The 24,223-nt window shown below is 57.9% G+C and carries 23 protein-coding genes; 5 read left to right on the plus strand and 18 right to left on the minus strand.

The features are described from left to right. Positions 1-30 precede the first annotated feature (30 nt). The 8 genes from AC2FIB_RS02060 to AC2FIB_RS02095 all read right to left on the minus strand — a co-directional run bounded on the left by AC2FIB_RS02060 (position 31) and on the right by AC2FIB_RS02095 (position 7,366). Positions 31-1,254 carry an MFS transporter gene (locus AC2FIB_RS02060; RefSeq protein WP_058273806.1) on the minus strand — a complete coding sequence of 408 codons (1,224 nt, stop codon included), beginning with the start codon at positions 1,252-1,254 and terminating at the stop codon, positions 31-33. An 80-nt stretch (positions 1,255-1,334) separates the two neighbouring features. Beyond that, complete coding sequence (locus AC2FIB_RS02065; RefSeq protein WP_496733048.1) at positions 1,335-1,931, minus strand: YceI family protein; 597 nt, start codon at positions 1,929-1,931, stop codon at positions 1,335-1,337. Then, positions 1,928-3,142, minus strand: a complete 1,215-nt coding sequence (locus AC2FIB_RS02070) for an MFS transporter (RefSeq protein ID WP_496733049.1) — start codon at positions 3,140-3,142, stop codon at positions 1,928-1,930. Before AC2FIB_RS02070 ends, AC2FIB_RS02065 begins: the two co-directional genes overlap by 4 nt. Positions 3,143-3,204: 62 nt before the next feature. Continuing rightward, on the minus strand, positions 3,205-3,825 hold the full coding sequence (locus AC2FIB_RS02075) for an ImuA family protein (RefSeq protein WP_496733050.1): 621 nt from the start codon (positions 3,823-3,825) through the stop codon (positions 3,205-3,207). A 60-nt stretch (positions 3,826-3,885) separates the two neighbouring features. Then, a complete protein-coding gene (locus AC2FIB_RS02080) occupies positions 3,886-4,467 on the minus strand; it encodes a retropepsin-like aspartic protease family protein (RefSeq protein ID WP_496733051.1) in 582 nt (193 codons plus the stop codon). Positions 4,468-4,506: 39 nt separating this feature from the next. Continuing rightward, entirely contained in the window at positions 4,507-5,130 is a 624-nt protein-coding gene (locus AC2FIB_RS02085) for a MarC family protein (protein WP_058273801.1), read from the minus strand. Next, positions 5,127-5,519, minus strand: coding sequence for an ACT domain-containing protein (locus tag AC2FIB_RS02090; RefSeq protein WP_058273800.1), 393 nt, complete (start codon positions 5,517-5,519; stop codon positions 5,127-5,129). The genes AC2FIB_RS02085 and AC2FIB_RS02090 overlap by 4 nt, the downstream gene beginning before the upstream one ends. After that, positions 5,516-7,366, minus strand: coding sequence for an ABC-F family ATP-binding cassette domain-containing protein (locus AC2FIB_RS02095; protein WP_496733052.1), 1,851 nt, complete (start codon positions 7,364-7,366; stop codon positions 5,516-5,518). The genes AC2FIB_RS02090 and AC2FIB_RS02095 overlap by 4 nt, the downstream gene beginning before the upstream one ends. Before the next feature lie 108 nt (positions 7,367-7,474). On the opposite strand from AC2FIB_RS02095, the gene AC2FIB_RS02100 reads away from it, so the two are divergent. Both AC2FIB_RS02100 and ndk read left to right on the plus strand, forming a co-directional pair. Continuing rightward, on the plus strand, positions 7,475-8,677 hold the full coding sequence (locus AC2FIB_RS02100) for a multidrug effflux MFS transporter (RefSeq protein ID WP_496733053.1): 1,203 nt from the start codon (positions 7,475-7,477) through the stop codon (positions 8,675-8,677). A gap of 114 nt (positions 8,678-8,791) precedes the next feature. Then, positions 8,792-9,214, plus strand: a complete 423-nt coding sequence (gene ndk / locus AC2FIB_RS02105) for a nucleoside-diphosphate kinase (protein ID WP_058273797.1) — start codon at positions 8,792-8,794, stop codon at positions 9,212-9,214. Positions 9,215-9,271: 57 nt separating this feature from the next. Here the strand turns inward: ndk and AC2FIB_RS02110 are convergent, their stop codons facing one another. Next, positions 9,272-9,619: a TfoX/Sxy family protein gene (locus AC2FIB_RS02110; protein WP_496733054.1), complete on the minus strand. Its 348-nt coding sequence runs from the start codon at positions 9,617-9,619 to the stop codon at positions 9,272-9,274. A gap of 162 nt (positions 9,620-9,781) precedes the next feature. Between AC2FIB_RS02110 and AC2FIB_RS02115 the strand changes: the two genes are divergently transcribed. From AC2FIB_RS02115 to AC2FIB_RS02125, 3 genes are read left to right on the plus strand one after another with little or no spacing between them, the layout of a single operon-like run. Next, a complete protein-coding gene (locus AC2FIB_RS02115) occupies positions 9,782-11,296 on the plus strand; it encodes a CHAD domain-containing protein (protein WP_496841678.1) in 1,515 nt (504 codons plus the stop codon). Between the two features lie 3 nt (positions 11,297-11,299). Beyond that, positions 11,300-12,055 (plus strand): ParA family protein, encoded by a 756-nt coding sequence (locus tag AC2FIB_RS02120; RefSeq protein WP_496733056.1) that lies wholly within the window; start codon positions 11,300-11,302, stop codon positions 12,053-12,055. Continuing rightward, complete coding sequence (locus tag AC2FIB_RS02125) at positions 12,052-12,519, plus strand: CYTH domain-containing protein (RefSeq protein ID WP_496841680.1); 468 nt, start codon at positions 12,052-12,054, stop codon at positions 12,517-12,519. The genes AC2FIB_RS02120 and AC2FIB_RS02125 overlap by 4 nt, the downstream gene beginning before the upstream one ends. Here the strand turns inward: AC2FIB_RS02125 and AC2FIB_RS02130 are convergent. The 9 genes from AC2FIB_RS02130 to AC2FIB_RS02170 form a co-directional block, all read right to left on the minus strand. After that, positions 12,516-13,886 (minus strand): sensor histidine kinase, encoded by a 1,371-nt coding sequence (locus AC2FIB_RS02130; RefSeq protein ID WP_496733058.1) that lies wholly within the window; start codon positions 13,884-13,886, stop codon positions 12,516-12,518. The two genes, AC2FIB_RS02125 and AC2FIB_RS02130, sit on opposite strands and share 4 nt — an antisense overlap. Then, complete coding sequence (locus tag AC2FIB_RS02135) at positions 13,879-14,559, minus strand: response regulator transcription factor (protein WP_058273791.1); 681 nt, start codon at positions 14,557-14,559, stop codon at positions 13,879-13,881. The genes AC2FIB_RS02130 and AC2FIB_RS02135 overlap by 8 nt, the downstream gene beginning before the upstream one ends. A 181-nt stretch (positions 14,560-14,740) precedes the next feature. Beyond that, entirely contained in the window at positions 14,741-16,183 is a 1,443-nt protein-coding gene (locus AC2FIB_RS02140; RefSeq protein WP_496841683.1) for a Do family serine endopeptidase, read from the minus strand. A 755-nt stretch (positions 16,184-16,938) separates the two neighbouring features. Continuing rightward, positions 16,939-17,538, minus strand: coding sequence for a nucleotidyltransferase family protein (locus AC2FIB_RS02145; RefSeq protein ID WP_496733060.1), 600 nt, complete (start codon positions 17,536-17,538; stop codon positions 16,939-16,941). A gap of 31 nt (positions 17,539-17,569) precedes the next feature. Further along, positions 17,570-19,987 carry a GcvT family protein gene (locus tag AC2FIB_RS02150; RefSeq protein WP_496841684.1) on the minus strand — a complete coding sequence of 806 codons (2,418 nt, stop codon included), beginning with the start codon at positions 19,985-19,987 and terminating at the stop codon, positions 17,570-17,572. A 203-nt stretch (positions 19,988-20,190) separates the two neighbouring features. Then, positions 20,191-21,501: an HlyC/CorC family transporter gene (locus AC2FIB_RS02155; RefSeq protein WP_496733062.1), complete on the minus strand. Its 1,311-nt coding sequence runs from the start codon at positions 21,499-21,501 to the stop codon at positions 20,191-20,193. Positions 21,502-21,564: 63 nt separating this feature from the next. After that, positions 21,565-22,518, minus strand: coding sequence for a tyrosine recombinase (locus AC2FIB_RS02160; RefSeq protein WP_496733063.1), 954 nt, complete (start codon positions 22,516-22,518; stop codon positions 21,565-21,567). A 2-nt stretch (positions 22,519-22,520) separates the two neighbouring features. Next, on the minus strand, positions 22,521-24,044 hold the full coding sequence (locus AC2FIB_RS02165) for a hypothetical protein (RefSeq protein WP_496733064.1): 1,524 nt from the start codon (positions 24,042-24,044) through the stop codon (positions 22,521-22,523). Next, the gene (locus AC2FIB_RS02170; RefSeq protein WP_170557697.1) at positions 24,034-24,183 is read right to left on the minus strand and encodes a hypothetical protein; all 150 of its coding nucleotides are present in this window, start codon (positions 24,181-24,183) and stop codon (positions 24,034-24,036) included. Before AC2FIB_RS02170 ends, AC2FIB_RS02165 begins: the two co-directional genes overlap by 11 nt. Positions 24,184-24,223 lie beyond the last annotated feature (40 nt).

Here is a 24,223-nt window from a genome sequence, read left to right on the forward strand (position 1 = left end):
GAAAGGGGCCGGGGTTTTTCCGGCCCTTTTTTATTGCTTTTCACGCGACCGTTTCAGCAAACGACCGATGGTGAACGACGTGCGTGGTGCGTAGACATAGTTGGTCCGCTCTTCGGGCGTCGGGCGTGAGCGCATTCGGGCCAGGCCAAAGATTATCAGGAAAACATGGCCGACCGCCACAAATGCAAACAGGGCTCCGGGTCCGAACTGCTGAATCAATGTCGATGAAATATAAGGTGAGGCTATCGCACCCAAAGCGAACCAGAACATTAGTGCCGCGGAAAGCTCGACCCGTTCTTCTGCCGTTGCAAAGTCGTTCGCATGAGCGGAAGAGACTGAGAAGATCGGGAAGGTTGTCAGGCCAAAGAATACGGCAGCCAGCATGACGCCTACCGTTCCTGTTCCGCTGGCCGCCATTGTGACACCGCTGCTGACGACCGCAGCAACGGATAGCCAGATCAGCACCCAGCGCCTGTCATATTTGTCGGCCAGCCAGCCAACCGGGTACTGCGCCAGTGCGCCACCCAATACGAATGACGCCAGGAAGAATGCAATCTGGTCCACGTCCAGCCCAACTTCCTGACCGTAGACCGGACCAACCATCCGAAACGACGCAGAGCTGAGCGCCGCAACGATCACCCCTGCAACAGCCAGAGGCGAGCTGCGCCAGGCCAGTTTGGGCTTTAACCGAGGGGCGTCGGGTGTTTTCGGCTGGCTGGCCCGTGTCAACGTCAGCGGCAACAGGGATGCACAACACAGAATCGCCAGCAAGTTGTAGGACACGTATGAAGCAGGCGGCAGAACCGCGATGATCAACTGCGCGCACAGAGACGCGCCCATATCCGCGATGCGATAAGTCCCCATGGCGCGGCCGCGCGTTTCGTTTGTGACTTTGGCGTTCAGCCATGCCTCGATCACCGTATAGGCCCCGGCGACACAGGTTCCGGATGCGACCCGAAGGGCTGCCCAGATGTACGGGTTTTCGGTCAACGTATGTCCAATAAGACCCATTGCACCCAAGGCCGTGCAGACCGCAAAAGCGCGCGAATGTCCGACACTGCCCATCAGGCGGGGGGACCACCAGCAGCCAATGAAGAAGCCAACAAAATGGGCCGAACCCAACATACCGATTTGTCCGGTCGTGAACCCAAGCGTGATGCCCGAGATCGCATCCAAAGGACCAACGCCGCCCGTCGAGAGCTGCAGAAGAATGACAGAAAGAAACAGGGCGGCAAAAGAAATGATCGTGCGCATAGTGCGCCCAGCATTACCCCATCAGCGAGCGTTGCGCGTGATAATTCGACCTCTGCGCGTCGTTTTTTGTCCTTTGGGTGTCAGGCCTTGCGGGTCAACTCGGCCCGGATGTTCAAAGACACGGTATCGGCGACCAGATCGGGATAACCAGAGGCGCCGAATTCGTGACGGTTCAACGCGCCCGACAGTCGAATTGACAATGCGTTCAGATCATCAGCCTCGGATCCGGGTTGACGGTACAGATTGGCTTGCAGGGTCACCGGGCGTGTGACCCCGCGCACCGTCAGGTTTCCGGTGATGGTTGCGCCTTCGGAAATGCGGCCAGTGGGGCCAAGCTGTATTCGGGTAGATTTGAACGCAATGCTCGGAAATTCCTGCGCGTTTAGCACGCTTTTGCTTAGCATCGGGCCGCGGGCAAAGGGCAACCGGGTGCGCGCCGCGGCTACATTCAACACGACGGTGACACGGCTGTTTTGTAACTGATCCGTGTCGACCCGAATATCTGCCGATTGGATCGGCATCGTGCCTGACTGCGCAACCCCCGAAAGCATGAAGGAAAAGCCGACGGACGTCCCGGCTCGAGACAATTCATATTGGACCAACGCAGCATGAGTTGGCCGTGCCAACGGAAGGCTCGCCAGACCCGCAATCAGAAAGCGCCGCGTCAATGATCTCATGCCAAAACCTCTTGTCTGTGGGCGCGCGAGCGGCTGAGCAGAAACAGCAGAATTCCGATGTTCAGGCCGTTCCATAGAATGCCGTTTACGAAAGCCAGTTGGTAATTGCCGGTCACGTCGTAAATCCAGCCGGACATCCATCCCCCCAGCGCCATGCCCATGATCGTCATCATCATGACAAACCCCACGCGCGCACCGGCCTCTCGCGGGGGCATATATTCGCGCACAATAAGGGCATAACCGGGAACGATGCCGCCTTGTGACAGGCCAAAAAGCAGGCTGATCAGGTAGAGTGAGACCATCCCGTCATAAGGCAGGAACAGAAACAGCGCGAGGCATTGCAGGACCGAGCCGATCAGAACCGTCAGAACGCCGCCCAGTTGATCGGCGACCATGCCTGATATTACTCGGCTGATCACACCTCCGAACAGCATCAGGGACAACATCTCGGCGCCGACTGTGGGTCCGTAACCCAGCCCGACGCAATAGGACACGATATGCACCTGAGGCATCGACATCGCGACACAGCACGAAATACCGGCCAGACCGAGGATGTATTGAAGTGCCCGGGGGGAAATGCCAACGCTGCGCGCCTTGATTTGTGCGGCAGACGCTGCGGTGCTGTGCGCCTCGGCCGGGACCTGTCGGCGCAACAGTAGAGACAGGGGGATAACGACCAGCAGCGTTATGACGGCCAGCGTCAGGTAGACCTGCTGCCAGCCGTCGCGCGCAAGTATTCCAGACAGCAATGTCGGCCAGATAGCCCCGGACAGGTAGTTTCCGCTTGCCACCAGACCCACAGCGATCCCGCGGCGTTTCATAAACCAGTGCGAGATGTCGGCGATCAATGGTCCAAAGCCGATGGATGCCCCGAGGCCCAACAGAAGATGTGCGACCGACAACATCACAATATTGGGCGCCAGTGTCGCCAGCAGATAGCTGGTCGCGCTGAGGATTGCGGCCCCGGTCAGGGCTTTGGTCACGCCCAGCCGATCCACCAATTGCCCCATCCAATAATTGCCAAAGGCGAACCCGATCATGGCCAATGTGTAAGGCATCGCGGCCTCGGCACGTCCGGCGTTGAATTGGGTTTCGATGGCGGGCATCACAACGATGACTGCCCACATTCCCACATTTGCCACGGTTGCGATGATCAAAGTGATCGCAAGTCGCAGCCAGGAGTATCGGCTATCATGGATCGCGTGGCTCATCCCGAAACGCTAGGGCTCGGCCCTTGCTTTGGCCAGTCACAAACCCCGTGAGGGGCGCGTGATCACACGGGTGTGTCTTCTGTGGCGATCTGTTGCAGGTGCAGACCGGCGCGCGGTTTGGTCTGCGTGGCATGCCAGCTGACCGGGGGCAGGGCGCGGGCGCGGCGGCGGGTCAGGGTCCAGCGCCGGGCCTCCCCCTGATGGTTTGCGGCCATGTGCCAGCGCGTCTCTACCCCCTGTGCACCTCCGTCACCGGGGGTCAGCAGCATCCCCAGCGGGGCACGCCCCATCGCACCACCCTGTTCTGCGGCCAGATGCATGCGCCGCACTGGCGTCAGCCCCGGCGCGCCCGGCAGATCACCGACAACCAAAGGCATGGCCGCGCTGCGCAGGGCCTCTTCTACGCACCACAGCAGATCTTCGGACCGGGTCGGGCGCACAAAGATGAACCGGGCGGGATCGGCGAAGGCCATCATGCCATCAGGGTTAAGCTGGCCGGGCTCCCATGCGGGCGCGATCCACAGCACCGGCCCCTGCATCTGCCCCGCCAGCCACATGGCAAAGCTGCGCCGGGCGGGGCCGCAGGCCTCGTGCACGCGGGCCAGTTGCAGTCTGATCTGCGGATGAAGATCTATCCCCGGCACGTCACGCGCGGGTTTGCGGCCAAGAAGATGTGTAGACATGCTGTCAGGCTAGCATGTTCTTATTTTGTTCTCAATTGTGGAATTGCGGCAACGGATGCCTTAGCGAGACAAAAGCAGGCGGCCATTGGCGAACTGGATATTCGAGAACCGATGCAGGTAATCCATACCCAGCAAGGATTTGTCCAATTCCCCTTCGTTTACCCAGGCCGAGATATTCTGGTCCGTGATTGGCCCCAATGCCAGCGTATCCAGGCGCACTGGCGCGGTCCGCACAACGCCATTGGCCGTGTTTGCCCGGCCGAAATAATTCAACTGATCGGGATCAATGCCAACACGTTCGGCGTCCCGCGAGCTTAAGACAATCTGGCTTGCGCCGGTGTCCACCAGAAAGGTGACCGGTTCTCCGTTCACATAAATGGGCAGATAATAGTGCCCGTCGGAGGCGCGCGGAACCTCTATGGTCTGGCCGGTGACAGTCATTTGCGGGGCAGGGCCAACAGTGGTGCGGATGTCTTCCCACAGGCCGACAACGGCAATGACACCGACAAAGATAAAGACCCACGCCAAAGCCTGCTGCAGCGTTTTGTTCAGAGATTGGCGGTTTTGTGCGACAAACCACGCCACAACGGCCGTACCAAGCACGGCCAGATATACCAAACGTCCAATGTTGTCGCCGTCCATAGCGCTCCTCACCATATTCTCTGAAAGATATATGGGGTTTTACGACGCAAAACCAAAGGCCTTGAGGCCGTCCAGGATGAATTGAACCGACAACGCCGCCAGCAGCATCCCCAACAGCCGCGTCAATACGTTCAGGCCGGTTTTGCCCAGCAAACGCGCAATCAAGCCGCCGGACAGGAAGAAGGTCAAAACCACGGCCATGACGGCCAGCATGACGATACAGGCCTCGACAATGCCAAGAATGCCCGGGTGCTGTCCGGCCAGCAGGATAATCGTCGCAATTGATCCGGGACCGGCGACCAGCGGAATGGCCAGTGGGAACACGGACGGGTCGTGGTGTTCCTCTTCTTCCTCGACCCGGTCTTCACGGCGTTTGGTGCGTCGTTCGAACAGCATGTCCAATGCGGTAAGAAACAACAACGCGCCCCCGGCGACCTTGAAGGCCTCCATCGAGATACCGACAAAGCCCAGCACCGCTTCGCCAAAGGCGGCAAAGGCAATGAGTATGCCAGAGGCAACGGCACAGGTGCGATAGGCCGTCCGGCGACGGGCGCGGGCGTCCATGTCCTGAGTTAAAGCCACAAAAATCGGCGCGGTGCCAAAGGGGTCAATCACCACGAACAGGGTGGTGAAGGCAGTGATGAAAAAGGCGAGGTCGATCATTTGCCGGCACCTTGTTGGAGGTCTAACAGAACGGCCACAGCTTTTTCCGCCAGATTGCTTGGAACATAGACGTGGTCGTGGTGATACCCCGCGACCATGTTTGCCGGAATGTCACTTTGTGCAAGAGCATCGGACACAGCGGCAGTCAAGCCAACGCCTTCCAGTGAGGAATGAACCCGCAAGGTGATGCACTTCATACTGATGGCGCCAGCGGGTGCTGCGTCGATCGGCACGATAAGGGACAAACCTTCGGCCTCCATACAACTGGCCCGCGTTCCTTCGGGCCAAGCTTTGTCATGCGGCCAAACGACAAAGGCAAATTCTGCGTCCTGAAGTTCAGGGCGCATGCCTGCGATCATGGCTGTCGTTTCGATTACGGGTTTCGTCATGTCGCTTCGGCCTTTTCCAGGCGTTCGGCTGCGACAACCCAAAGCGCCTCGGCTTTTTGCATGGCTTCGACCACTTCGGCAAATTTCCGGTTCCACGTTGCAAGATCGTTTTTCCTGTCGTCCTCGTAAAGCGCAGGATCTGCAAGTTTGGCCGACAGTTTATCATGCATATCCGTTAGCTTCTCGATCCGGTCCTCGCATTTGCGAAGGTCCGCCCGCAGGTTCAGCACTGCCTCGCGCGAGGGGCGCTTGGGCTTGATCACTTGCGGTTTCTCTTTGGCCGGTTTGTAGCGTCCCAGCAGCATGGTGCGATAGGTCTCGAGATCTCCCTCGAAGGGTTTGACCATTCCGTCCGAGACCAGCCACAGATGGTCCGCGACCAGCGACAATAGGTGCATATCGTGGCTGACCAGAACCACCGCACCGGAATAGGCGGTCAACGCTTCGACCAGCGCCTCACGGCTTTCGATATCCAGGTGGTTGGTCGGCTCGTCCAGGATCAACATATGCGGCGCGTCAATGGTGGCGATCAGCAGCGAAAGGCGTGCCTTCTGGCCGCCCGATAGACGACCAACCTTGGTTTCAGCCTGATCCGCGTTCAGCCCGAACCCCGCCAGACGCGACCGCCACTTGCCCGGCGCCTCGTTCGGGCGCAGGCGTCGCAAATGGTCCAGCGGCGTTTCGTCCACATAAAGCTCATCCACCTGATGCTGCGCAAAATAACCAATCCGCAGCTTGTTGCTGCGGGTCATCTTGCCGGCCATCAAAGGCAGTCGGTCGGACAGCAGCTTGGACAGGGTCGACTTGCCCTGACCGTTCTTGCCCAGCAGCGCGATCCGGTCGTCCTGGTCAATACGCAGGTTCAAGCGGCGCAGTACCTCGGTTTCACCATAGCCCGTCACGCCGCCTTCAACCTGAATGATCGGCGGGGACAGCTCTTCTGGTTCGGGGAAGGAGAATGCGCGCAGAGCGGCCTCTTGAGGGGTTGAAACCAGTTGAATGCGCTCGATCATTTTCAGGCGTGACTGGGCCTGAACCGCCTTGGATGCCTTGTAGCGGAAGCGATCCACGAAACTCTGCAGATGGGCGATCCGGGCCTTGGCTTTCACGTTCTCGGATTCCGCCTGCGCCAGCCGTTCAGCGCGGCGTTCGGCGAATTTGTCATAAGGAACCGCGTAATAGGTCAGTTTGCGGTCTTCCAAATGCAGAATCGACCCCACCGCGCGGTTTAGCAACCCGCGGTCGTGACTGATGATGATGACGGTGTGCGGATATTTGGCTAAATAGCTCTCCAGCCACAGCGCACCTTCGAGGTCCAGGTAGTTCGTCGGTTCGTCCAGCAACAGCAGATCGGGCTGAGAAAACAGCACCGCCGCCAATGCCACGCGCATCCGCCAGCCGCCCGAGAAATCGGAGCAGGGGCGCAACTGGTCGTCATCATCAAACCCAAGACCTTTGAGGATCGAGGCGGCGCGCGCTTCGGCGGACCAGGCGTCGATATCTACCAGGCGGGTCTGGATTTCGGCGATACGTGTGGGATCGGTCGCGGTGTCGGCCTCGTCCATCAGCGAGCTGCGCTCGGTATCGGCGGCCAGAACCGTGTTGATCAGCGACACGTCCGAGGAGGGCACCTCTTGCGCCACTCCGCCAATCCGGGCGCGCTTTGGGACATTGATATTGCCTGATTCCAGAGCCAATTCGCCCCGGATCAGTCGGAACAGGGTTGTCTTCCCCGTGCCGTTCCGCCCCACAAGGCCTACCTTGTGGCCGTCGGGAATAGTCGCACTGGCCCCATCGAACAGTGGGCGGCCTTCAACGGCGTAGGTTATGTCTTGAATCCGTAGCATGACGCGCTCTTAGCAGAGCCTTGGTGCCGCCGCCAGCAGCTTGATATGTTCAATATCCAGGCAATGTGTTAGCGCTGATCCGGTTGGCATTACTCGACGGTTTTCATCATGCGCGCGGCTCAGACGCCTCCTTCTTTGGTCACTTTGATCTTCGCCACGGCGTTGTCGGTTTTGTCGTTGAACATGTTCCTGCCGTCGCTTGCGAGGATGGCCGAGGGGTTTCAGGTCGACTACGGACTGATTAACCTGTCAGTCGCCGGGTATCTGGCGGTATCCGCCGTGTTGCAATTGATCATGGGGCCGTTGTCCGACCGATATGGTCGCAGACCGATCCTGTTGATTTGCATGGCAGTTTTCACAGTGGCATCGGTTGGCTGCGTATTGGCCGAGTCGATCTGGATGTTCCTCGGTTTCCGTCTGCTTCAAGCAGCGGTGGTGGCCGGACCCGTGCTGTCCAGCGCCTCAATCCGGGATCTCTATGCCCCGAACGAGGCCGCCAGCAAACTGGGTTATGTTGCGATGGCAATGGCTTTGGCACCGATGCTTGGCCCGATGCTGGGCGGTGCACTGGATATTCTGTTCGGCTGGCGGGCAGGATTCATTTTGTACTCGGTCCTGGGGGCGGGGATGCTAGTGCTGTTGTGGGCGGATATGGGTGAGACGAATACGAACCGTTCCGCAACATTCTCGGCTCAGCTAAAGGAATACCCGCACCTGTTTCGCGCGCGTCGGTTCTGGGGTTACGGGCTGTGTGCGGCATTCTCGATCGGCGGGTTCTTCAGCTTTATCACCGGTGCGCCACTGGTCGCCGCGGTCTGGTTCGACCTGAGCCCTGCCATGCTGGGTCTAGGGATCGGAATTATTACCGGCGGCTTCATGGTGGGCAATTACATCACCGGGCGTATCGCAGCACACACGAAGCTGACGACGATGATCCTGATCGGTCGGGTCGTTGCCTCTATTGGCCCTTTCTGCGGGTTGCTGTTGTTTACAGCAGGTCTGGGTTCAGTCTGGGTATTCTTCGGCTCGGCCATTTGCGTAGGCTTTGGTAACGGGCTGACGAATGCCAACGCCTCGGCCGGGGTAATGTCCGTGAGACCCAATCTGGCAGGCAGCGCCGCGGGGCTTTCCGGGGCACTAATCGTGGCGTTGGGCGCAGTTCTGACCTTGATGACCGGCGCGTTTGTTAGCCCTGAAAATGGGCCCTTTCTGGTGTTGGGCATGATGTTCGCCAGCAGCTTTGTCGGATTGCTTGCGGTGCTTTACGTTCGCCGGATCGACGCGTCAGAGCCCTTGCCGGACACAATCTGATCGCCAAGACCCACTGGCGCAATCATTCCACTTTTCATGAGGCACATACCGTGTTAGGCGGCGCGCGATGGATTTCGGCGCGTACCTCGCGCCATATAGTAAGGAGAGGCCGATATGGCACTGGAACGCACATTCTCGATCATCAAACCTGATGCAACCCGTCGCAACCTGACTGGCAAGATCAACGCCAAGTTCGAAGACGCTGGCCTGCGCATCGTTGCGCAAAAGCGCATCCACATGACCAAAGCTCAGGCTGGCAAGTTCTACGACGTGCATGCCGAGCGTCCGTTCTATGACGAACTGTGCGAATTCATGTCCTCCGAGCCGGTTATCGTTCAGGTTCTGGAAGGCGAAGGCGCCATTGCAAAGAACCGCGAAGTCATGGGCGCAACCAACCCTGCGGACGCAGCACCCGGCACCATCCGCGCCGAGTTCGCTGAATCGGTTGGCGAAAACTCGGTCCACGGTTCGGACGCGCCTGAAACTGCTGCCGTTGAAATCGCGTACTTCTTCTCGGGCATCGAACTGGTCGGCTAATCCGCCGTCGGACGAAGTTCAGGGCCGCATCCCATTGGGGGTGCGGCCTTTTTCGTTTCAGACCTGTTTAAGATCTCTCGGCGCAACGCGTATGCCAATCGCATCCAGATCAGAGATCATCTGGGTTTCCGGGGCGGTGCTGACGCTGGATTTTATCGCGTCGAACTTTACGCGCAGTGCCTTCTTTTCCTCGCCCTTGCAGTCGTTCCAGGGGCGCCCCTGCAATCCCATCACTAATACGTAGTATCCGATGAAATGCGGCCGGGTGCCCGCCTGTAACAGCCTTGCATAGGCCTCATCCGCACCCAATTCGCGCAATTCCTGCGCAGAATGAATGCCTGCGCGTGCGCAGGATTGCTCAAAAGCCGGGCCGAGATTGCGGATCGATGAAACAGGATCAGACATACCCCCGTCTTAGCCAAATGCCCGGACAGAGTCATTTGGTTGTTCGAGTTAAATCTGATGTTCTGGTCATTGCTGTTGATCATCGGAGTTAGTCGTTGATCGGATCGCAGGAATATGAATTCATGATCATGTACTGGATCCTCGGTGAAAGGGACACTTTTAATGGCTCGGGTCAAAAACTGTTTTGTTATTCCGGGCACATTCGATGAGGCGGGTTTTACTAAATCTTTGAAAGAACTGGCATTGCGGTTCGAGGCCGCTGAACCTGCTGGAAATTTTGATATTCTGGATTGTCATGACCAATCCCTCAGGGCATCTGCCAAAGTTTTGATCGAAACCGATGAGTCCTTGATCCTTTTGCACGGTGCCCGAGCCGTAACCCAGTGGTGCAAGGGTAAGGGCAAGTTCGTGCAGGATTTGCCTGACGGACCCGTCAAGGCGGGTCTAGCGGGCTTTCCCAAGTTGCGCGCGTTGATGAGCGTCGGAGCGGGCAGGGCCAAGCACCGATCGTTTGCCATTCTGGGTGACCTGCAAAAGACGCAAGTGCGTGGCACGATGATGTTGATGTCCTCGGATCAGGGGCAGGTAACAGTTGTAGCCGTTCAACACATGCGTGGATATGACCGGGCGTATAAGACTGTTTGTGAAAAGCTGACTAAGTTGGAGGCTGGCAAAAGCAAGGCTAAGCCATTGTTCGACTGGTTGTTTCCCGACGCGACCATATACAAGGCCAAGCCCGAAATCCGCGTTAGTAAACAAGAGCCATCAATTGAAGTCGCCACCGACATCATTCGGACCTATCTGGCGGTTGCGCGCCAGAATGAGGCGGGGGTGATCGATGATATCGATACTGAATTTTTGCATGACTATCGCGTTTCTCTGCGCCGCGTGCGATCTGTAATCGGCCTGTTCAAGGGTGTGTTCTCACCCGAACAAACCGCTGCACTAAAGCGCGAGTTTTCCGGTTTGATGGAACCCACTGGTCGCGTACGCGATTTGGATGTCTATCTGTTGGAAAAAGACAGTTACTTCAATCTCATACCGCCGAACCTTCATAAAGGTGCCGTGACCATGTTTGCGCAATTCGAAAAGGAACGCAGTCAGGCACTTGGCAGTCTGTCCCGGCGTTTTCGGACGCAAAACTATGACAATCAGATGAAAAAGTTGACCGAACTATTCGCTGATCCGACAAACCTGCAGTCTGGCCCAAATGCAGATCGGCCTGCGTATGAATACGCGCGCGCCCTAATCTGGAAGCGATATCGCAAAACCTGCAAACTGGCGCGACGTATCACCTCGGACACGCCTGATGAAGATGTTCATAAGTTGCGGATCGACTGCAAAAAACTGCGTTATCTTATGGAGTTCTTTGCCCCTTTGTTCGTTGAAAAGGCATTTAAAACGATCATAAAGCCATTGAAAAGGCTGCAGGATAATTTGGGTCTATTCAATGATTTCTCGGTCCAACAAGAGGCGCTTCTGAGCTTTGTTAAACAGCACACCAATATGCAAGGCCGCGCTGATGCGCAGTTGGCCTTGTCCGTGGGCGGGCTGATTTCTGTTCTGGATCAACTCCAAAAGGCAGAACGCGACCGAGTCATCGCAAATTTCAAGCATTTCGACAGCCCGGACATCCGGCACCTGTTCCGCAGTTTGTTTCATCAAAAGGAGGGCTGAGGAGTGAAGATCATTGCCTGTTACAGCAACAAGGGCGGTGTGGGTAAAACCGCCACCTCGGTCAATCTGGCGCATGCCTACGCAGCAGCAGGGCACAAGGTTTTGCTATGCGACCTGGATCCGCAAGGGGCGTCTGGGTTTTATCTGCGCGTCAAGCCGTCCAAAAAGCTGACAGATGCGCGGTTTTTTGACGATGTCGCGCGCTTTACCAAGTCCATTCGAGCCAGCGATTTCGAAGGGCTGGACGTGCTGCCAGCAAACATGACCTTCCGGGATTTTGACGTCTTCCTGTCGCGGATGCGGAACAAACGATCCAGGCTGAAAAAAGCGCTGATCTCGGCGGGCAGCGATTATGAGGTGATCATTCTGGATTGCCCCCCCAACTTTTCGACCCTGTCGGAAAACATCTTCAAAGCGGCCGATCAGATCGTGGTTCCGGTCATCCCGACGACCCTGTCTGAACGGTCTTTCGATCAGTTGGTCGGGTTTTTTGATGCCAACAAGTTGTCGAAAAAAAAGCTGACGGCATTCTTCTCCATGGTGCAACAGCGCAAGACCCTGCACCTTGAGACTATGGATGCGATGCGAAAGCTCTATCGCAAACGGTTCCTGCGCAGCTCAATCCCGTTTGCGGCGGATATCGAACGGATGGGGCAGAACCGTGCGCCGGTCAGTGAATTCGCCCCGCGCAGCGCTGCCAGCTTGGCATATCAAAAGCTGTACGATGAGATGGAAAACGGAGTTATTTCAAAGCGATGAGCACCGAAATTGAACGCAAGTTCCTGGTGGCGGAACTGCCCGACCTGAGCGGCGCGGATAAGGCTGTCGTCCGCCAAGGTTATCTGACTGCACCGAGCGATTCCACGGAACTGCGTCTGCGGCAGAAGAATGACGGGTACTTTTTGACGCTCAAAGGGGCGGGCTCCTTGGTGCGGGTGGAACGCGAGGCCGAGATCACGGCCGAGCAATTCGAAACCTTCTGGCCGGAAACCGAAGGACGTCGGGTTGAGAAAGAACGCTATACCGGAAAAATGCCAGACGGTCGGGTGTTTGAGCTGGACATTTTTCTGGGAAACCTCGCGCCGCTGCGGCTGGTCGAGGTGGAGTTCGACACAGAGGCCGAGGCGCAGGCATTCACGCCGCCCGACTGGTTCGGAACAGATGTGACGGCAGATAAACGCTATAAAAACAAGATGATGGCGATCAAGGGTGTGCCAATCTAGGGCTTACGCGCCAGTTTGATTGTTGCCTCAAGACCCGGGTCGCAATTGCGGGCCTCGAATGCGCCCTGATGCATGTGTGAAATCGCTGCCACTAGCGCCAGACCCAAGCCTGAGTTGCGCTCGGTCCTTGCGGGATCGAGCGTCACAAAGGGCACCTGCAGGCGTGGCAAATCCTCTTCAGGGACACCAGGGCCCCGGTCTCGCACGCTCAGGCAGGTGTAGGGGCCGCTTTCTGACAGGGTGATCGTGATCGCCGTCTTTTCCGGGGCATAACGCATGGCATTTTCCAGAAGATTCGACAGTGCTTGAGACAGAAGCGGGCGGTGTCCCTGAACAGTGTGAGCGGTGCCCACAACTTCCAAAGAAATTCCCTGATCGGCCGCAACAGGATCATAAAGTTCGACGACGTCGCCAATCAGTTGCTGCAGGTCCACAGGTTCGAACTGTTCCCGCCCAACACCAGCCTCGGCGCGTGAGATTTCAGTCAGCTGCCCAAGAACGCGCAGCACGTGGTCGATTTCGGCCGCAGCGCGGGCCACGTCGACCTCGCGGTCCAGATCACTTTTGGACGGGTCAGACAGCGACTCGACCCTTTGGCGCAGACGGGACAGGGGGGATCGCAAGTCATGCGCGATTGAATTTGAGGTTGTGCGCAGATTGCTGATCAGTTCCTCAATCCGATCCAACATGCTGTTCAGGGTTCCGGCCACTTGATCCAGCTCATCCCCGGTTCCGCGCAAGGGCATGCGGCGGGACAGATCACCTGACACGATGTTTTCCGCCGTGCCCGCAAATTCAGACAGGCGAGTGAAGACCAGCCGTGTAAAAAGCCAACCAGTTAAAAGGCTCAGCGCCAACGCGATTGCAAGCGCCAAGCCAACCGCGCGCAACAGCGCCCTGTCGAATTGCTGCCGTGCAAGGGCATCACGACCTACCAGCAGGCGTTCGCCACCGGGCAAGCGGACCGAGGCGGCCGAGATCGGGACCAACTGGTCGTTATCGGCCCGGCGAAGTTCCAAATCAACCCAGCCACTGCCTGCTGTGACGTCCGCAGGCCAGTGCTTGAGGTTTCCGGCCAGCTTTACACCGAACCGGTCAGTCAAAAGATACAAAGCATCCCGTTCGGACGCGGTTGGAATCCTGCGTTCAATGGCTTGCAACAGCCCGAATAGGCCGCGCCGTTCATATTCATCGGCCAGACCGGTTAATTCGGCGGATACCACCGATCGAGTCTCGCCCTCAATACTGCGATTGGCGGTGAAGTATACAAGCCCCAGCACGATGGCCGTCAGCAATGTGCTGAGAACCATGCTGGCTAGAACGAGGCGGGTGCGAGAATTATTGAACGAAAGTCGCAGGTTATCCATCGGATATCATGTAACCCGCACCTCGAACCGTTTCAATCAACGGCGGCCTGTCGCCTTCATCCAACTGGCGGCGCAGTTTTGAGATATGGACGTCGACCACGTTGGTATTTGGGTCAAAATGGTAATCCCAGACACCTTCCAGCAGCATGGTGCGCGATACGACGCGGTTCTTGCGGCGCAGGAAGAATTCAAGGATCTGGAACTCACGCGGGGTCAGGGAAATCTCTTGTCCATCGCGGGTGACTTTGCGTGTCAGTAAGTCCATTTCCAGGTCGCGGCAGGTCAGCGTCGCGGTTTCCTCAGATTCCTGCGGGCGTCGCAACAGGGCTTCGATCCGCGCGTGGAGTTCCTGAAACGAAAACGGTTTGACCAGGTAGTCATCTGCACCCGACCGCAACCCCTTAACCCTTTCGTCAACCGCGCTCATTGCGGTCAGCATCAGGGTAGGGGTCTTGACCCCAGCCGCCCTTAAGGATCGGATCAGCGAAAGGCCATCAAGACCGGGAAGCATCCGGTCCAGCACGATGGCGTCAAACCCACCATCCGTGGCGTGGTACAGACCCTCGCGGCCATCTGCGGCCTGCTCGACCACATAGCCTTCTTCGCCAAAGCCCTTGGCGATGAACTCACGAGTGTCCTCGTCATCTTCGACGATCAGCAGGCGGCGGCTCATGTTTAGGGTTCCTTTCTATCGGGATTTAAACACAAATTTCCTGAAAAGCACATGATTTGCGTAAATTACGTGCCGGGTGCGTTGCAGCGCACCCGGCAGTCCCGGCGGAATGCGGACAATTCAATCCGCCGAGGAGGCGCACGCCAGAAATCCCCATCAAATGGCGCACGCGGACTTCGGGTCAGGCGATTTCCACCGCCACGAAGATCTGGTTTCCGCCCCGGTTGATCAGCACCAGTGCGGGGTCAGTCTTTTCGCTGTCCAGCGCAGCCTTCAGCGCGTCGGGTGAGGCGGTCTCTTGACCGCCCAGTTTTACGATCACGTCGCCGCGTTGCAGACCGGCCTTGGCGGCAGGGCTGTCGGGCTTCAGATCAGTGACGACCACGCCGTCGACATTCTCAGCAACGCCCATCTGAGCGCGGTTGCTGTCGGTCAGCGGTGCGACGGTCACGCCCAATGCAGTGCCCGAGATACCTTTGTCCACGGATTTGTCGATCTCAGCCGAGGCGCTTTGATGCTGACCGATTGTCAGTTCAATCTGCTGTTCCTTGCCATCGCGCAGAACGGTCATGACACTGTCGGTACCGACTTTGGTTGTGCCCACAAGGATCGGCAATTCACTGCTGGAGTCGACGGATTCGTCGTTGAAGGTCAGGATGACATCACCTTGCTCAAGCACGCCCTCGGCCGGGCTGCCTGCGACGACATCCGACACCAGCGCGCCGGTTGAGGCGTCGATACCCATCGCTGCTGCGATCTCGGGGCTGACATTCTGGATCGAAACACCCAGCCAGCCGCGGCTGACCTGGCCGTCATCGCGCAGATCGGCGGCGATATGTTCAACGATGTTCGAGGTCACGGCAAAGCCCAGACCAACCGACCCGCCGGTGGGCGAGTAGATGGCCGAGTTCACGCCAATCACTTCGCCTTCCATGTTGAACAGTGGACCGCCCGAGTTGCCCTTGTTGATGGCCGCATCGGTCTGAATGAATTCAGCGTAGGGCCCGGCCGAGATATTGCGGCCTTTGGCCGAAACGATGCCCGTGGTCACGGTCGAATGCAGGCCAAACGGGTTGCCGATGGCCACGACGTCCTCACCCACGCGGATAACGTCACTGTCCCCGATCTCAACGGCTTGCAGCGCTTCGCCGGCGTCAATCTTCAGGACGGCGATATCGGTCAGCGGGTCGGTGCCCACAATCTCGGCTTCGAAACTACGGTCGTCGCTCAGACGGACGGTCACGGTCGAGGCATTGTCGACAACATGGTGGTTGGTGATGATGTACCCGGCTTCGTCGAGTACAAACCCCGATCCCAAGCCTTGCGATGGTCCACGCTGCGGTCCCTGAAAGCCCTCAGGCGCTCCGAAGCGTTTGAAGAACTCACCAAAGGGGTGGTCTTCTAATCCAAAATTCTGTCCCTGTCCCGGTGCTTGCACGGGCACGATGTCCTGTTCAGCGATGATGGTCACTACCGACGGTGACACGCCTTCGACCAGGTCGGCCAGGGCTTCGTCGGCCAGCGAGGGCAGGGCAGTCGTGGCTAGCAGTGCTGCACCAAGGGCAGATGCGCCAACCAAGCCAGTGGCGCGTGGCAAAAGCAGCGAGGATTTACGGATGCTCATTTTAGTCTCCTGTTTATATCGCGCGATTGCTGGCGCGCGTTAACCGAGGAAATGAGGCATCAGTCTGTGAGTTTCCTGTGCTGAGGATTAAGATATCTTAATTTAGCCACAAACAGGGTGTTTCATATGGGGGATCCGAAGAGAAGTCCAGCGAATCGCTAGTCGCGAATCATTCATTGTCGCCAATTTTGGAGTCAAATTCTGAATCATCCTGAATTGATTCAGTTTTGGTAACAAAGGATCACTGGAAGGCTTTGGCGAAAAAGCGCTCGTCTCTTGGTTGTGACGCGTTTCTACAACCTGAACAAAACAAGTGCATATATTCCCGATAAGGTTTAAATATGCTTAATAAAGAGTATACATAATTTCCGATGTGACCTAAGGCGTGTAGCTTATGATCGTCTATAGGTTGATCTCGCCTCGGCGGGATGTTGCGCAAAAACCAAACCGAGACGCCAAAAATTAACCGTTCTTTCCAATTTTACATTGTTTGGGCGCACCGTTTGGGTGACGATGAACTTGCCCAAGCGAAGGGGGAGCCGAAGGCACTAGGGGGTGCCAACGGCTTGTCATAGTCACTGGAAACGCTGAGCGGCATGTTAACGAGGGGGTCTTGTTTAGGTTCAGCGGCGGAATAGCCAGGGTGCCATAGGCATTTTTGGCAGCGTTTTCAGGATTGGTGAAAAGTGGTAGTCCTGTTTTGGGCAAGCGGCCTGGTCGGTATCGACCGGGCCGTTTCTATTTTGGTAGGCCGGTTATGTGGCCTTCCCGGCCCGCCAGCGTGCCCAATCCTCGGGAGTGTCCAGATCCAACAGGGCGTTTTGACCGGGTAGTGGTTGAAGATGCACTGCATTCTTATGCGCCTGCACAACGGACTGCGCGCCCTCATCGCCTGTAAGTTGCCTGAGCTCTTTGAACAGCGGACGAGCAAACACAACCGGATGGCCGGGCTTTCCTGTGGCCGTCGCCCCACGCCAGATCAAGCAATTTGGATATTCTTGGACGGACTCTGCGACCTGCTTCAGGTCACCAACTGTGATTTCCGGCAAATCTGCCAGTAAAACCATGACGGCCGCGGAATCGGCTGGCACATGCGAAAGAGCACCGCGCAAACTGGCGTTCATGCCCTCATCAGCGTCGGGTATTTCAACTGCAACAACATCCATACCTTTCAAGGCGTCCTGGCGAGGATGTGGAGCAGGCGGAAGCGCAACGAGTACCGGGCCTACCTGCAACGCTGTTTGTGCGGATCGCCGTAGCAGGGGCATGCCATCGACGCTATGCATCAGCTTGTCCGAGCCAGCCATGCGGCGGGATTGCCCTGCTGCCAGAAGGATGATGGGAATGTAATTCATACCACCACATAGCCGCCATAGCCGTCTTTTGTCATCCCCGCATACGTGCACCGTCCGCGTCGAACAGTGGGGTTGAGATCACGCGCGCCTTGCGCATCTGGCCCAGTATCTCAATCTCGACCTCCAAGCCGTCACGTATGCGGTCCGAGGGCAGGAAACCCATGGCGATGGATTTCCCGGCATAGTGTGAATACCCGCCCGAGGTGCAGAATCCGACGACCGCACCATCCAGCCAGATCGGCTCATAGGCGTTTACATCCGCATCATCGGCATCGACTTCGAACGACACCAGCTTGCGCGCGGTCCCCTCGGAGCGTTCAAGCTCGGCCGTGGCGCGACCGATAAAGTCGGTGTTCTTCGTGAAGGCAATAAAGCGATCCAGCCCGGTTTCAGCTGCGGTGTAATCGGGGGAGAATTCGCGCATCCACGATCCAAAGAACTTATCCAGCCGCAGGCTCATCATCGCGCGCATGCCGAAGGGCACTATGCCGTGGGGCTGACCAGCCTGCCACAGGGTCCACCACAGCTGCCGTTGAGCCATCGGATCACAGTAGATTTCGTACCCCAGATCGCCCGTGTAGCTGACCCTTTGAACGGTGCAGTTGGTCATACCGATGGTCATTCGGCGAACATCAAGGAACCTGAGGTCCGAGATGTCCGTACGGGTACAGGCGGCCAGAACCTCAGTTGCCTTGGGACCTGCGATCTGAAAACCGTTTAGACGATCGCTGACGTTTTCAATTGTAACGCCGTCGTCCTGATGCTGCAGGAACCACCGCATATGGAAGGCCTGACTGCCATATGACGCCGTTAGTTGGAATTCGGTTTCGGCCAGACAGGAAACGGTGAAATCCCCGATCAGCTTGCCCTTGGGCGACAACATGGGCGTCAGCGAAAGTCGCCCTGGCTTTGGGATGCGCCCGGCCATGACCCTGTCCAGCCAGTCGCGCGCACCCGGGCCGGTGATGCGATACTTGCCGAAATTGTGGACCTCGTTGATGCCGACACCGTTGCGCACAGCGCGCACCTCGCGCCCGGTCGCCTCGAAGGCATCCGAGCGGCGGAATGAGGGCGTTTCATAACCCGGCTCATCGCCTTGCGCAAAATAGTTCGCAACCTCCAGCCCGTATTGCTGACCCCAAACCGCGCCCAGATCGCTGAAGATATCGTACATCGGGGTGGTTCGGTTCGGACGCGCGGCAGGCAGTTCTTCGTTGGGGTAGGCGACACTAAAGCGTTTCTGATAGTTCTCGATCACCTTCGGGCGCGTATAGCCAGGCCCGATCCAGTCGCCCAAGCGGGCGACATCCATGGCGAACACATCGCGCTCAGGCTCTCCTTCGATCATCCATTGCGCCAACGTTAGGCCAACCCCGCCGCCCTGACTGAAACCCGCCATCACGCCACAGGCGGACCAATAGTTGCGCATGCCCGGCACCGGCCCGACGAGCGGGTTGCCATCGGGCGCAAAGGTAAACGGTCCATGGATCACCGATTTGACGCCAGCCTCGGCCAGAACGGGGAAGCGTTTGTAGGCAAATTCGATGCTGTCGGTGATCTTGTCATAATCGTCGGGCAGCAGTTCGTGGCCGAACTCCCACGGTGTGCCATCGACAGCCCAGGGTTTGCAGGGTTGTTCATAGAATCCAATACACAGCCCGCGCCCTTCCTGCCGCAGATAGCTTTCTCCGGCGGGATCCATCACATGCGGATGCTCGCCGCCAGCGTCGATGATCGCTTCGATCTGAGGGATCGAGTCTGTCACCAGATACTGGTGTTCCATCGGGTGCAGGGGGAAATAGACGCCCGCCATCGCGCCAACCTCGCGCGCCCAAAGGCCACCGGCATTGACGATGTGTTCGGCATGGATCGTACCCTTGTCGGTAACCACATCCCATGTCCCATCGGTGCGTTGGGTGGTCTCGCGTACCATGCAGTGCGTTTCGATCGTAGCGCCTCCCATCCGGGCCGCTTTGGCATAGGCATGGGTGGTCCCCGACGGATCCAGATGACCGTCCAGCGGATCATAAAGTGCGCCGATGATCCCGTCGGTGTTGGTGATCGGAGCGATCTTTTTAATCTCATCCGGACCAACGATTTCCGTCTCCAACCCCATGAACCGATGCTTGGCGCGTTCTGCCAGCAACATGTCGAACCGATCCTGATTATCTGCCAGCGTCACTCCGCCCACATGATGCAGACCGCAGGACATGCCGGTAATCTCTTCCAGCTCTTTATACAGCCGGATCGTATATCCTTGCAGCGCCGCCATGTTGGTGTCGCCGTTCAGGGTGTGAAACCCACCCGCCGCGTGCCAAGTCGACCCGCTGGTCAGTTCGGAGCGTTCCAACAGCATCACGTCCGTCCACCCCAGCTTGGTCAGGTGATACAGTACGGAACATCCAACGACTCCGCCGCCGATGACTGCAACTTGGGTTGTGAGTTTCATGCACGTCTCCTGATGGCTATGCCGTCAGTCTCAATAGGAAAGCTGCCTTTGCAATAGCTTCAGCGACAGAAAGTGTCGCGGAAGGCGATCCGGGTTCAGCACCTGCTGGCGACCCCAAACAGGAAGGATACGGTGGTTGTCCAAAAGAAAACCGGCGCTCGGATCAGAGCGCCGGTGGATTCTTGCAGTTTTTTGGGTTGTTCTCAGAGAGGTCGAACTTTCAGTTCGGTGATCCGGTTGCCTTGACGTTTTGTCACCTCAAAGCGGAAGCCGTGAAAGGAAAAGACCTGACCGACGGTTGGGATCATTTGCGCTTCGTGAATGACCAGACCGGCGATGGTGTTTGCCTCAACGTCGGGCAGGGACCAATCCATCGCGCGGTTGGCGTCGCGGATCGTGGTGGCCCCTTCGACCAGAAACTGCCCATCTTCGGTTCGGGTCACGGATACGTCTTCGTCTATGTCGAACTCATCCGCGATCTCGCCCACGATTTCCTCGAGGATATCCTCAAGTGTGATCAGCCCGCGCAGCGAACCGTATTCATCCACCACCAGCGCAAAGTGGCTGTGCATTCGCAGGAATTCGCGCATCTGATCGTCCAGAGTGGTGGTTTCCGGAACAAAATAGGGGTCGTTCGCGACTTTGAGGATATCGAACTCTTTCAGTCGGTTATCAGCGTTCTCACTGCCGCCGGCATGGGCGTACATCGCGCGGAACAGGTCCTTGGCGTGGACGACACCAACGATGTTTTCCTGTTCGTCGCGAAACACGGGCAGGCGGGTGTGGCTGCTTTTCAGACATTGCTGAAGGATGGCCTCGGGCGAAGCGTCTGCATCGATCATCTCAATATTCGAGCGGTGCAACATGATCTCTTCAACCGTACGATCGCCCAGATCCAGCGCGCCAAGGATACGGTCGCGGTCTTCCTTTTCGACCACGCCTTCGGAATGTCCAAGCTGCAACGCTCCGGCGATTTCCTCGCGCACGGCCAGAATGTTGCTGTCCGGGTCGATCTGGACGCCGAACAGGCGCAGAACACCACGTACCAGCAGGCGCACGGCTGCAACGATGGGAGAAAACACCGTCACGACGACACCGATGATAGGCGCCACGGCAGCGGCCGCCTTTTCCGAATTGGTGATCGCGTAGGTCTTGGGAAGAACCTCGGCAAAGATCAGGACCAGCAACGTCATCACAAGCGTTGCCAGCGCAACGCCGCTTTCACCGAACAGCCGGGTGAACAACGCGGTCGCCAGCGACGCGGCAAGGATGTTGACAAGGTTGTTGCCCAACAGGACCGAGCCGATCAGCCGTTCGTTGTCGTCCGTGATTTCCAGCGCCTTTTGCGCGCCGCGTGAACCCTTGTCGGCCTGCGCACGCAGTTTTCCGCGCGATGATGCGGTCAATGCCGTTTCAGAACCCGAAAAAAAGCCCGACAGGACAAGCAAAAACAGGATGGCGCCTGTGGTAAACCAGAATGCGCCGTCGATCAGAGAAGCAGAAGAGGGTTCCATCGGTCCTTGGTTGTTCGTGATACTGCATCCGTTATGGGGGTGCGCATGCTGTGGATCAAGGGGTTAGCCGTCGTCATCGCCGTCTTTCGCCAGCGGGTGATGCTGCAACACAAGCTCTGACAGGCGTTCGTCCAGGACATGGGTGTAGATTTCCGTGGTCGCCACGTCGGCATGGCCCAGCAGGGTCTGGATCGACCTCAGATCAGCGCCATTGGCCAGAAGGTGCGTGGCAAAGGCATGGCGCAGGGTATGTGGTGTCACTTTTTCCGGGGAAACGCCACCTTCTACGGCCAGTTCCTTGACCAGCAGAAAAAACCTGTGCCGGGTCAGATAGCCGGATTTGCCGCGAGACGGAAACAGGAACTTGGAACGCTGAGCACCGCCTGCAACCTGCTTGTCCTCGGTCTCGTCCCTGATAAGCAACCACGCCGCCAACGCATCGCGTGCTGGAGGGGACAGAGGCACCATCCGTTCCTTGCCACCTTTGCCCAGCACAAGCAGCATCCGGGGATAACCTCTGGCCGAAGAGACTGGCAGCGAAACCAATTCGGTCACCCGCATTCCCGTGGCGTAAAGAACCTCCATCAGGCAGGTGTTGCGGACCCGGTCTGCATCTTTGCGACCGGTGCGGCGCGCGGCCTCAAGCAAACGATCGACTTCAGCGACATCCAACGTTTTGGGCAGGCGTTTTTGTCGACCGGGGCCTTTGATCTGAATGGCGGGGTTAGCTTCAAGCCAACCTTCTTCGAAGGCGAACCGGAACAGTTGCTTGATCGCGGACAACCGACGTGCGCGCGTGGAACGGGACAGGCCCTGTGCGTCGCAGTCAATCAGGTATTGTTCGATTTGTTCTCTTTGTGTGTCGGGAAAACCCGTCTTTCGACGTTCCAGCCAGGCCGAGAATTCTTTCAGATCGCGACCATAGGCTAGCAGCGTATTGGTCGCGGCCCCCAATTCGGCGGCCTGAGCTTGCAAAAAGGTGGAAATCCACAAGTCCTGCGTCGCCGGGGCCGCCACGATCAGCGGTCCTGCAGGATCAGCAAGTTCAGTGCGGCGCGGCGGGCGGTGTCCTCAAGACCCACACGGCGCAGAGTCGCAATGGCTGCTGTTAGATCGACTAGGTTGCCGCGCGACCCGTGCGCGAACCGCTGCATGGTCTCCAAGATCGCTTCCCCCAGCTGATCATTGTTTAGCATCGTTTCGATATTCGGCGGGACCGGAGCAGCCCATGCAAACCCTTGCGCAACCGCATCCGCCAGAGGCGAAGGAGAGCGCGCTCGCCCCGGATCGCCTTGCGCTAACGCCGCCAGAAAGTGACTTTCGTCAGATTGATCAGGCACAGAAAGGGCCGCTGTTTCATACAGTTCGGACAGCAGCAGGATACGCCAGCGCAGCTGTTCCGCTGACGGGTCGGTCAGTTCGATCTGTGACAGGCGTTCTGCGAACAATTCTGCAAAGGGCACCTCTAATCCGATCAGGCGCATTTGCGTCCACACGGTATTTAAAGCCCGTGCGATTTTCTCGGGATTGTGCGAATCCAGTGCAGACTCGAACCGTTGCACGGCCGAGACCCTGTCCCAAACTGCGCCGGACGCGGCCGGAGAGCGCTCGGTATACAGCCCCAGCAACTGGTTGGGGGTAAGCGCGCCGATACGGGTCAGCCGCTCAGCCGCTTCGATCTGCGCTTTCCACCCGGCTACGTCCCGCAGGTCGGCATTCGCAAAGGCACGGGGCAGTGGGGCCGATGGCAGGCGCTCTCCGATGGCCTCAAACAGGCGAAAAGTCAGTGGGCTGGGATCATCTGGTTGCGGCAGGTATTCAGCGTCTTCAAACAACTCGGGGCTGAGAAAGCGATCCAGCACATCCAGTTCTTCTGGTGGCAGTATTTGCAATGCATGTGCAGCTTCCAGCGTGAGGGCGGCTGATGGCCAGTCTCCGCGTCGGGCCTTGCAGAAAATCTGTGCGGCGTAGTCCTGCGACAGGTGTGGCTTCGCGATCAGCGACGTACAGCTGCGATCCTCGTCTCCGGTAAGTAAAGTGGCGTCAAACCAGCGCTGGAACCTGTCGCGTGTGTCGGTCGGACCGGCCAGTTGGACCAGCGATTGCGCCGGGTCGGCTGCGCCAAGCTGCATCAATCGGTCTATGCGGGCGAGCAGCAGGGTTTCTTCAGCACCCGAACCAGCTGGCGCGCGGGCCTCGGACAGGATCAGCGTAAACAACAACCGCTGCATCGCGGGGTTATAGCGAACCGGCACGTCGGTGATCAGCTCGGCCAGCCGGTCGGCATCACTATTCTGCCAAAGATGCACCGGCAGGCCAGTCACCGACGACGACACAAGCCCCAACGGCTGTGACAGCGCCTCAAGCGGAGAGACTTGGATATCCGGCTGAATGCCCGTTTCCGTGACCGGTGGTTCCAACAGGACAGTCCCTGGCAGGTTTTCCGGAGGGTCCGTCAGCCAATCGATGACAGAAAGAGGAGCCTGCTGCGCCTGCGCTGATCCAGCCAGCAATAAGGCAGCCAGTGCGGCTTTATTCAACATTCAGGATTACCGGCTCTCGGATCTCGTCTTGCGGGGCCGAGAAATCCACTCCGAATATCGGACCCAGATACGCATACCCCACCAGCCCGACAAAACACAGGCAAACAATATATATCAGGAACTTGATCAGACGGCCCATTGCTCAACGCTGCCCCAATTTTGTCTTTTGCCATAGTTAT

It is taken from the genome of Ruegeria sp. YTSA072 (assembly GCF_059610285.1).

Coding starts and splice junctions, on each gene's coding strand:
- AC2FIB_RS02060 (WP_058273806.1), bottom strand. CDS start 1,254: ATGCGCACGATCATTTCTTTTGCCGCCCTGTTTCTTTCTGTCATTCTT.
- AC2FIB_RS02065 (WP_496733048.1), bottom strand. CDS start 1,931: ATGAGATCATTGACGCGGCGCTTTCTGATTGCGGGTCTGGCGAGCCTT.
- AC2FIB_RS02070 (WP_496733049.1), bottom strand. CDS start 3,142: ATGAGCCACGCGATCCATGATAGCCGATACTCCTGGCTGCGACTTGCG.
- AC2FIB_RS02075 (WP_496733050.1), bottom strand. CDS start 3,825: ATGTCTACACATCTTCTTGGCCGCAAACCCGCGCGTGACGTGCCGGGG.
- AC2FIB_RS02080 (WP_496733051.1), bottom strand. CDS start 4,467: ATGGACGGCGACAACATTGGACGTTTGGTATATCTGGCCGTGCTTGGT.
- AC2FIB_RS02085 (WP_058273801.1), bottom strand. CDS start 5,130: ATGATCGACCTCGCCTTTTTCATCACTGCCTTCACCACCCTGTTCGTG.
- AC2FIB_RS02090 (WP_058273800.1), bottom strand. CDS start 5,519: ATGACGAAACCCGTAATCGAAACGACAGCCATGATCGCAGGCATGCGC.
- AC2FIB_RS02095 (WP_496733052.1), bottom strand. CDS start 7,366: ATGCTACGGATTCAAGACATAACCTACGCCGTTGAAGGCCGCCCACTG.
- AC2FIB_RS02100 (WP_496733053.1), top strand. CDS start 7,475: ATGCGCGCGGCTCAGACGCCTCCTTCTTTGGTCACTTTGATCTTCGCC.
- ndk (WP_058273797.1), top strand. CDS start 8,792: ATGGCACTGGAACGCACATTCTCGATCATCAAACCTGATGCAACCCGT.
- AC2FIB_RS02110 (WP_496733054.1), bottom strand. CDS start 9,619: ATGTCTGATCCTGTTTCATCGATCCGCAATCTCGGCCCGGCTTTTGAG.
- AC2FIB_RS02115 (WP_496841678.1), top strand. CDS start 9,782: ATGGCTCGGGTCAAAAACTGTTTTGTTATTCCGGGCACATTCGATGAG.
- AC2FIB_RS02125 (WP_496841680.1), top strand. CDS start 12,052: ATGAGCACCGAAATTGAACGCAAGTTCCTGGTGGCGGAACTGCCCGAC.
- AC2FIB_RS02130 (WP_496733058.1), bottom strand. CDS start 13,886: ATGGATAACCTGCGACTTTCGTTCAATAATTCTCGCACCCGCCTCGTT.
- AC2FIB_RS02135 (WP_058273791.1), bottom strand. CDS start 14,559: ATGAGCCGCCGCCTGCTGATCGTCGAAGATGACGAGGACACTCGTGAG.
- AC2FIB_RS02140 (WP_496841683.1), bottom strand. CDS start 16,183: ATGAGCATCCGTAAATCCTCGCTGCTTTTGCCACGCGCCACTGGCTTG.
- AC2FIB_RS02145 (WP_496733060.1), bottom strand. CDS start 17,538: ATGAATTACATTCCCATCATCCTTCTGGCAGCAGGGCAATCCCGCCGC.
- AC2FIB_RS02150 (WP_496841684.1), bottom strand. CDS start 19,987: ATGAAACTCACAACCCAAGTTGCAGTCATCGGCGGCGGAGTCGTTGGA.
- AC2FIB_RS02155 (WP_496733062.1), bottom strand. CDS start 21,501: ATGGAACCCTCTTCTGCTTCTCTGATCGACGGCGCATTCTGGTTTACC.
- AC2FIB_RS02165 (WP_496733064.1), bottom strand. CDS start 24,044: ATGTTGAATAAAGCCGCACTGGCTGCCTTATTGCTGGCTGGATCAGCG.
- AC2FIB_RS02170 (WP_170557697.1), bottom strand. CDS start 24,183: ATGGGCCGTCTGATCAAGTTCCTGATATATATTGTTTGCCTGTGTTTT.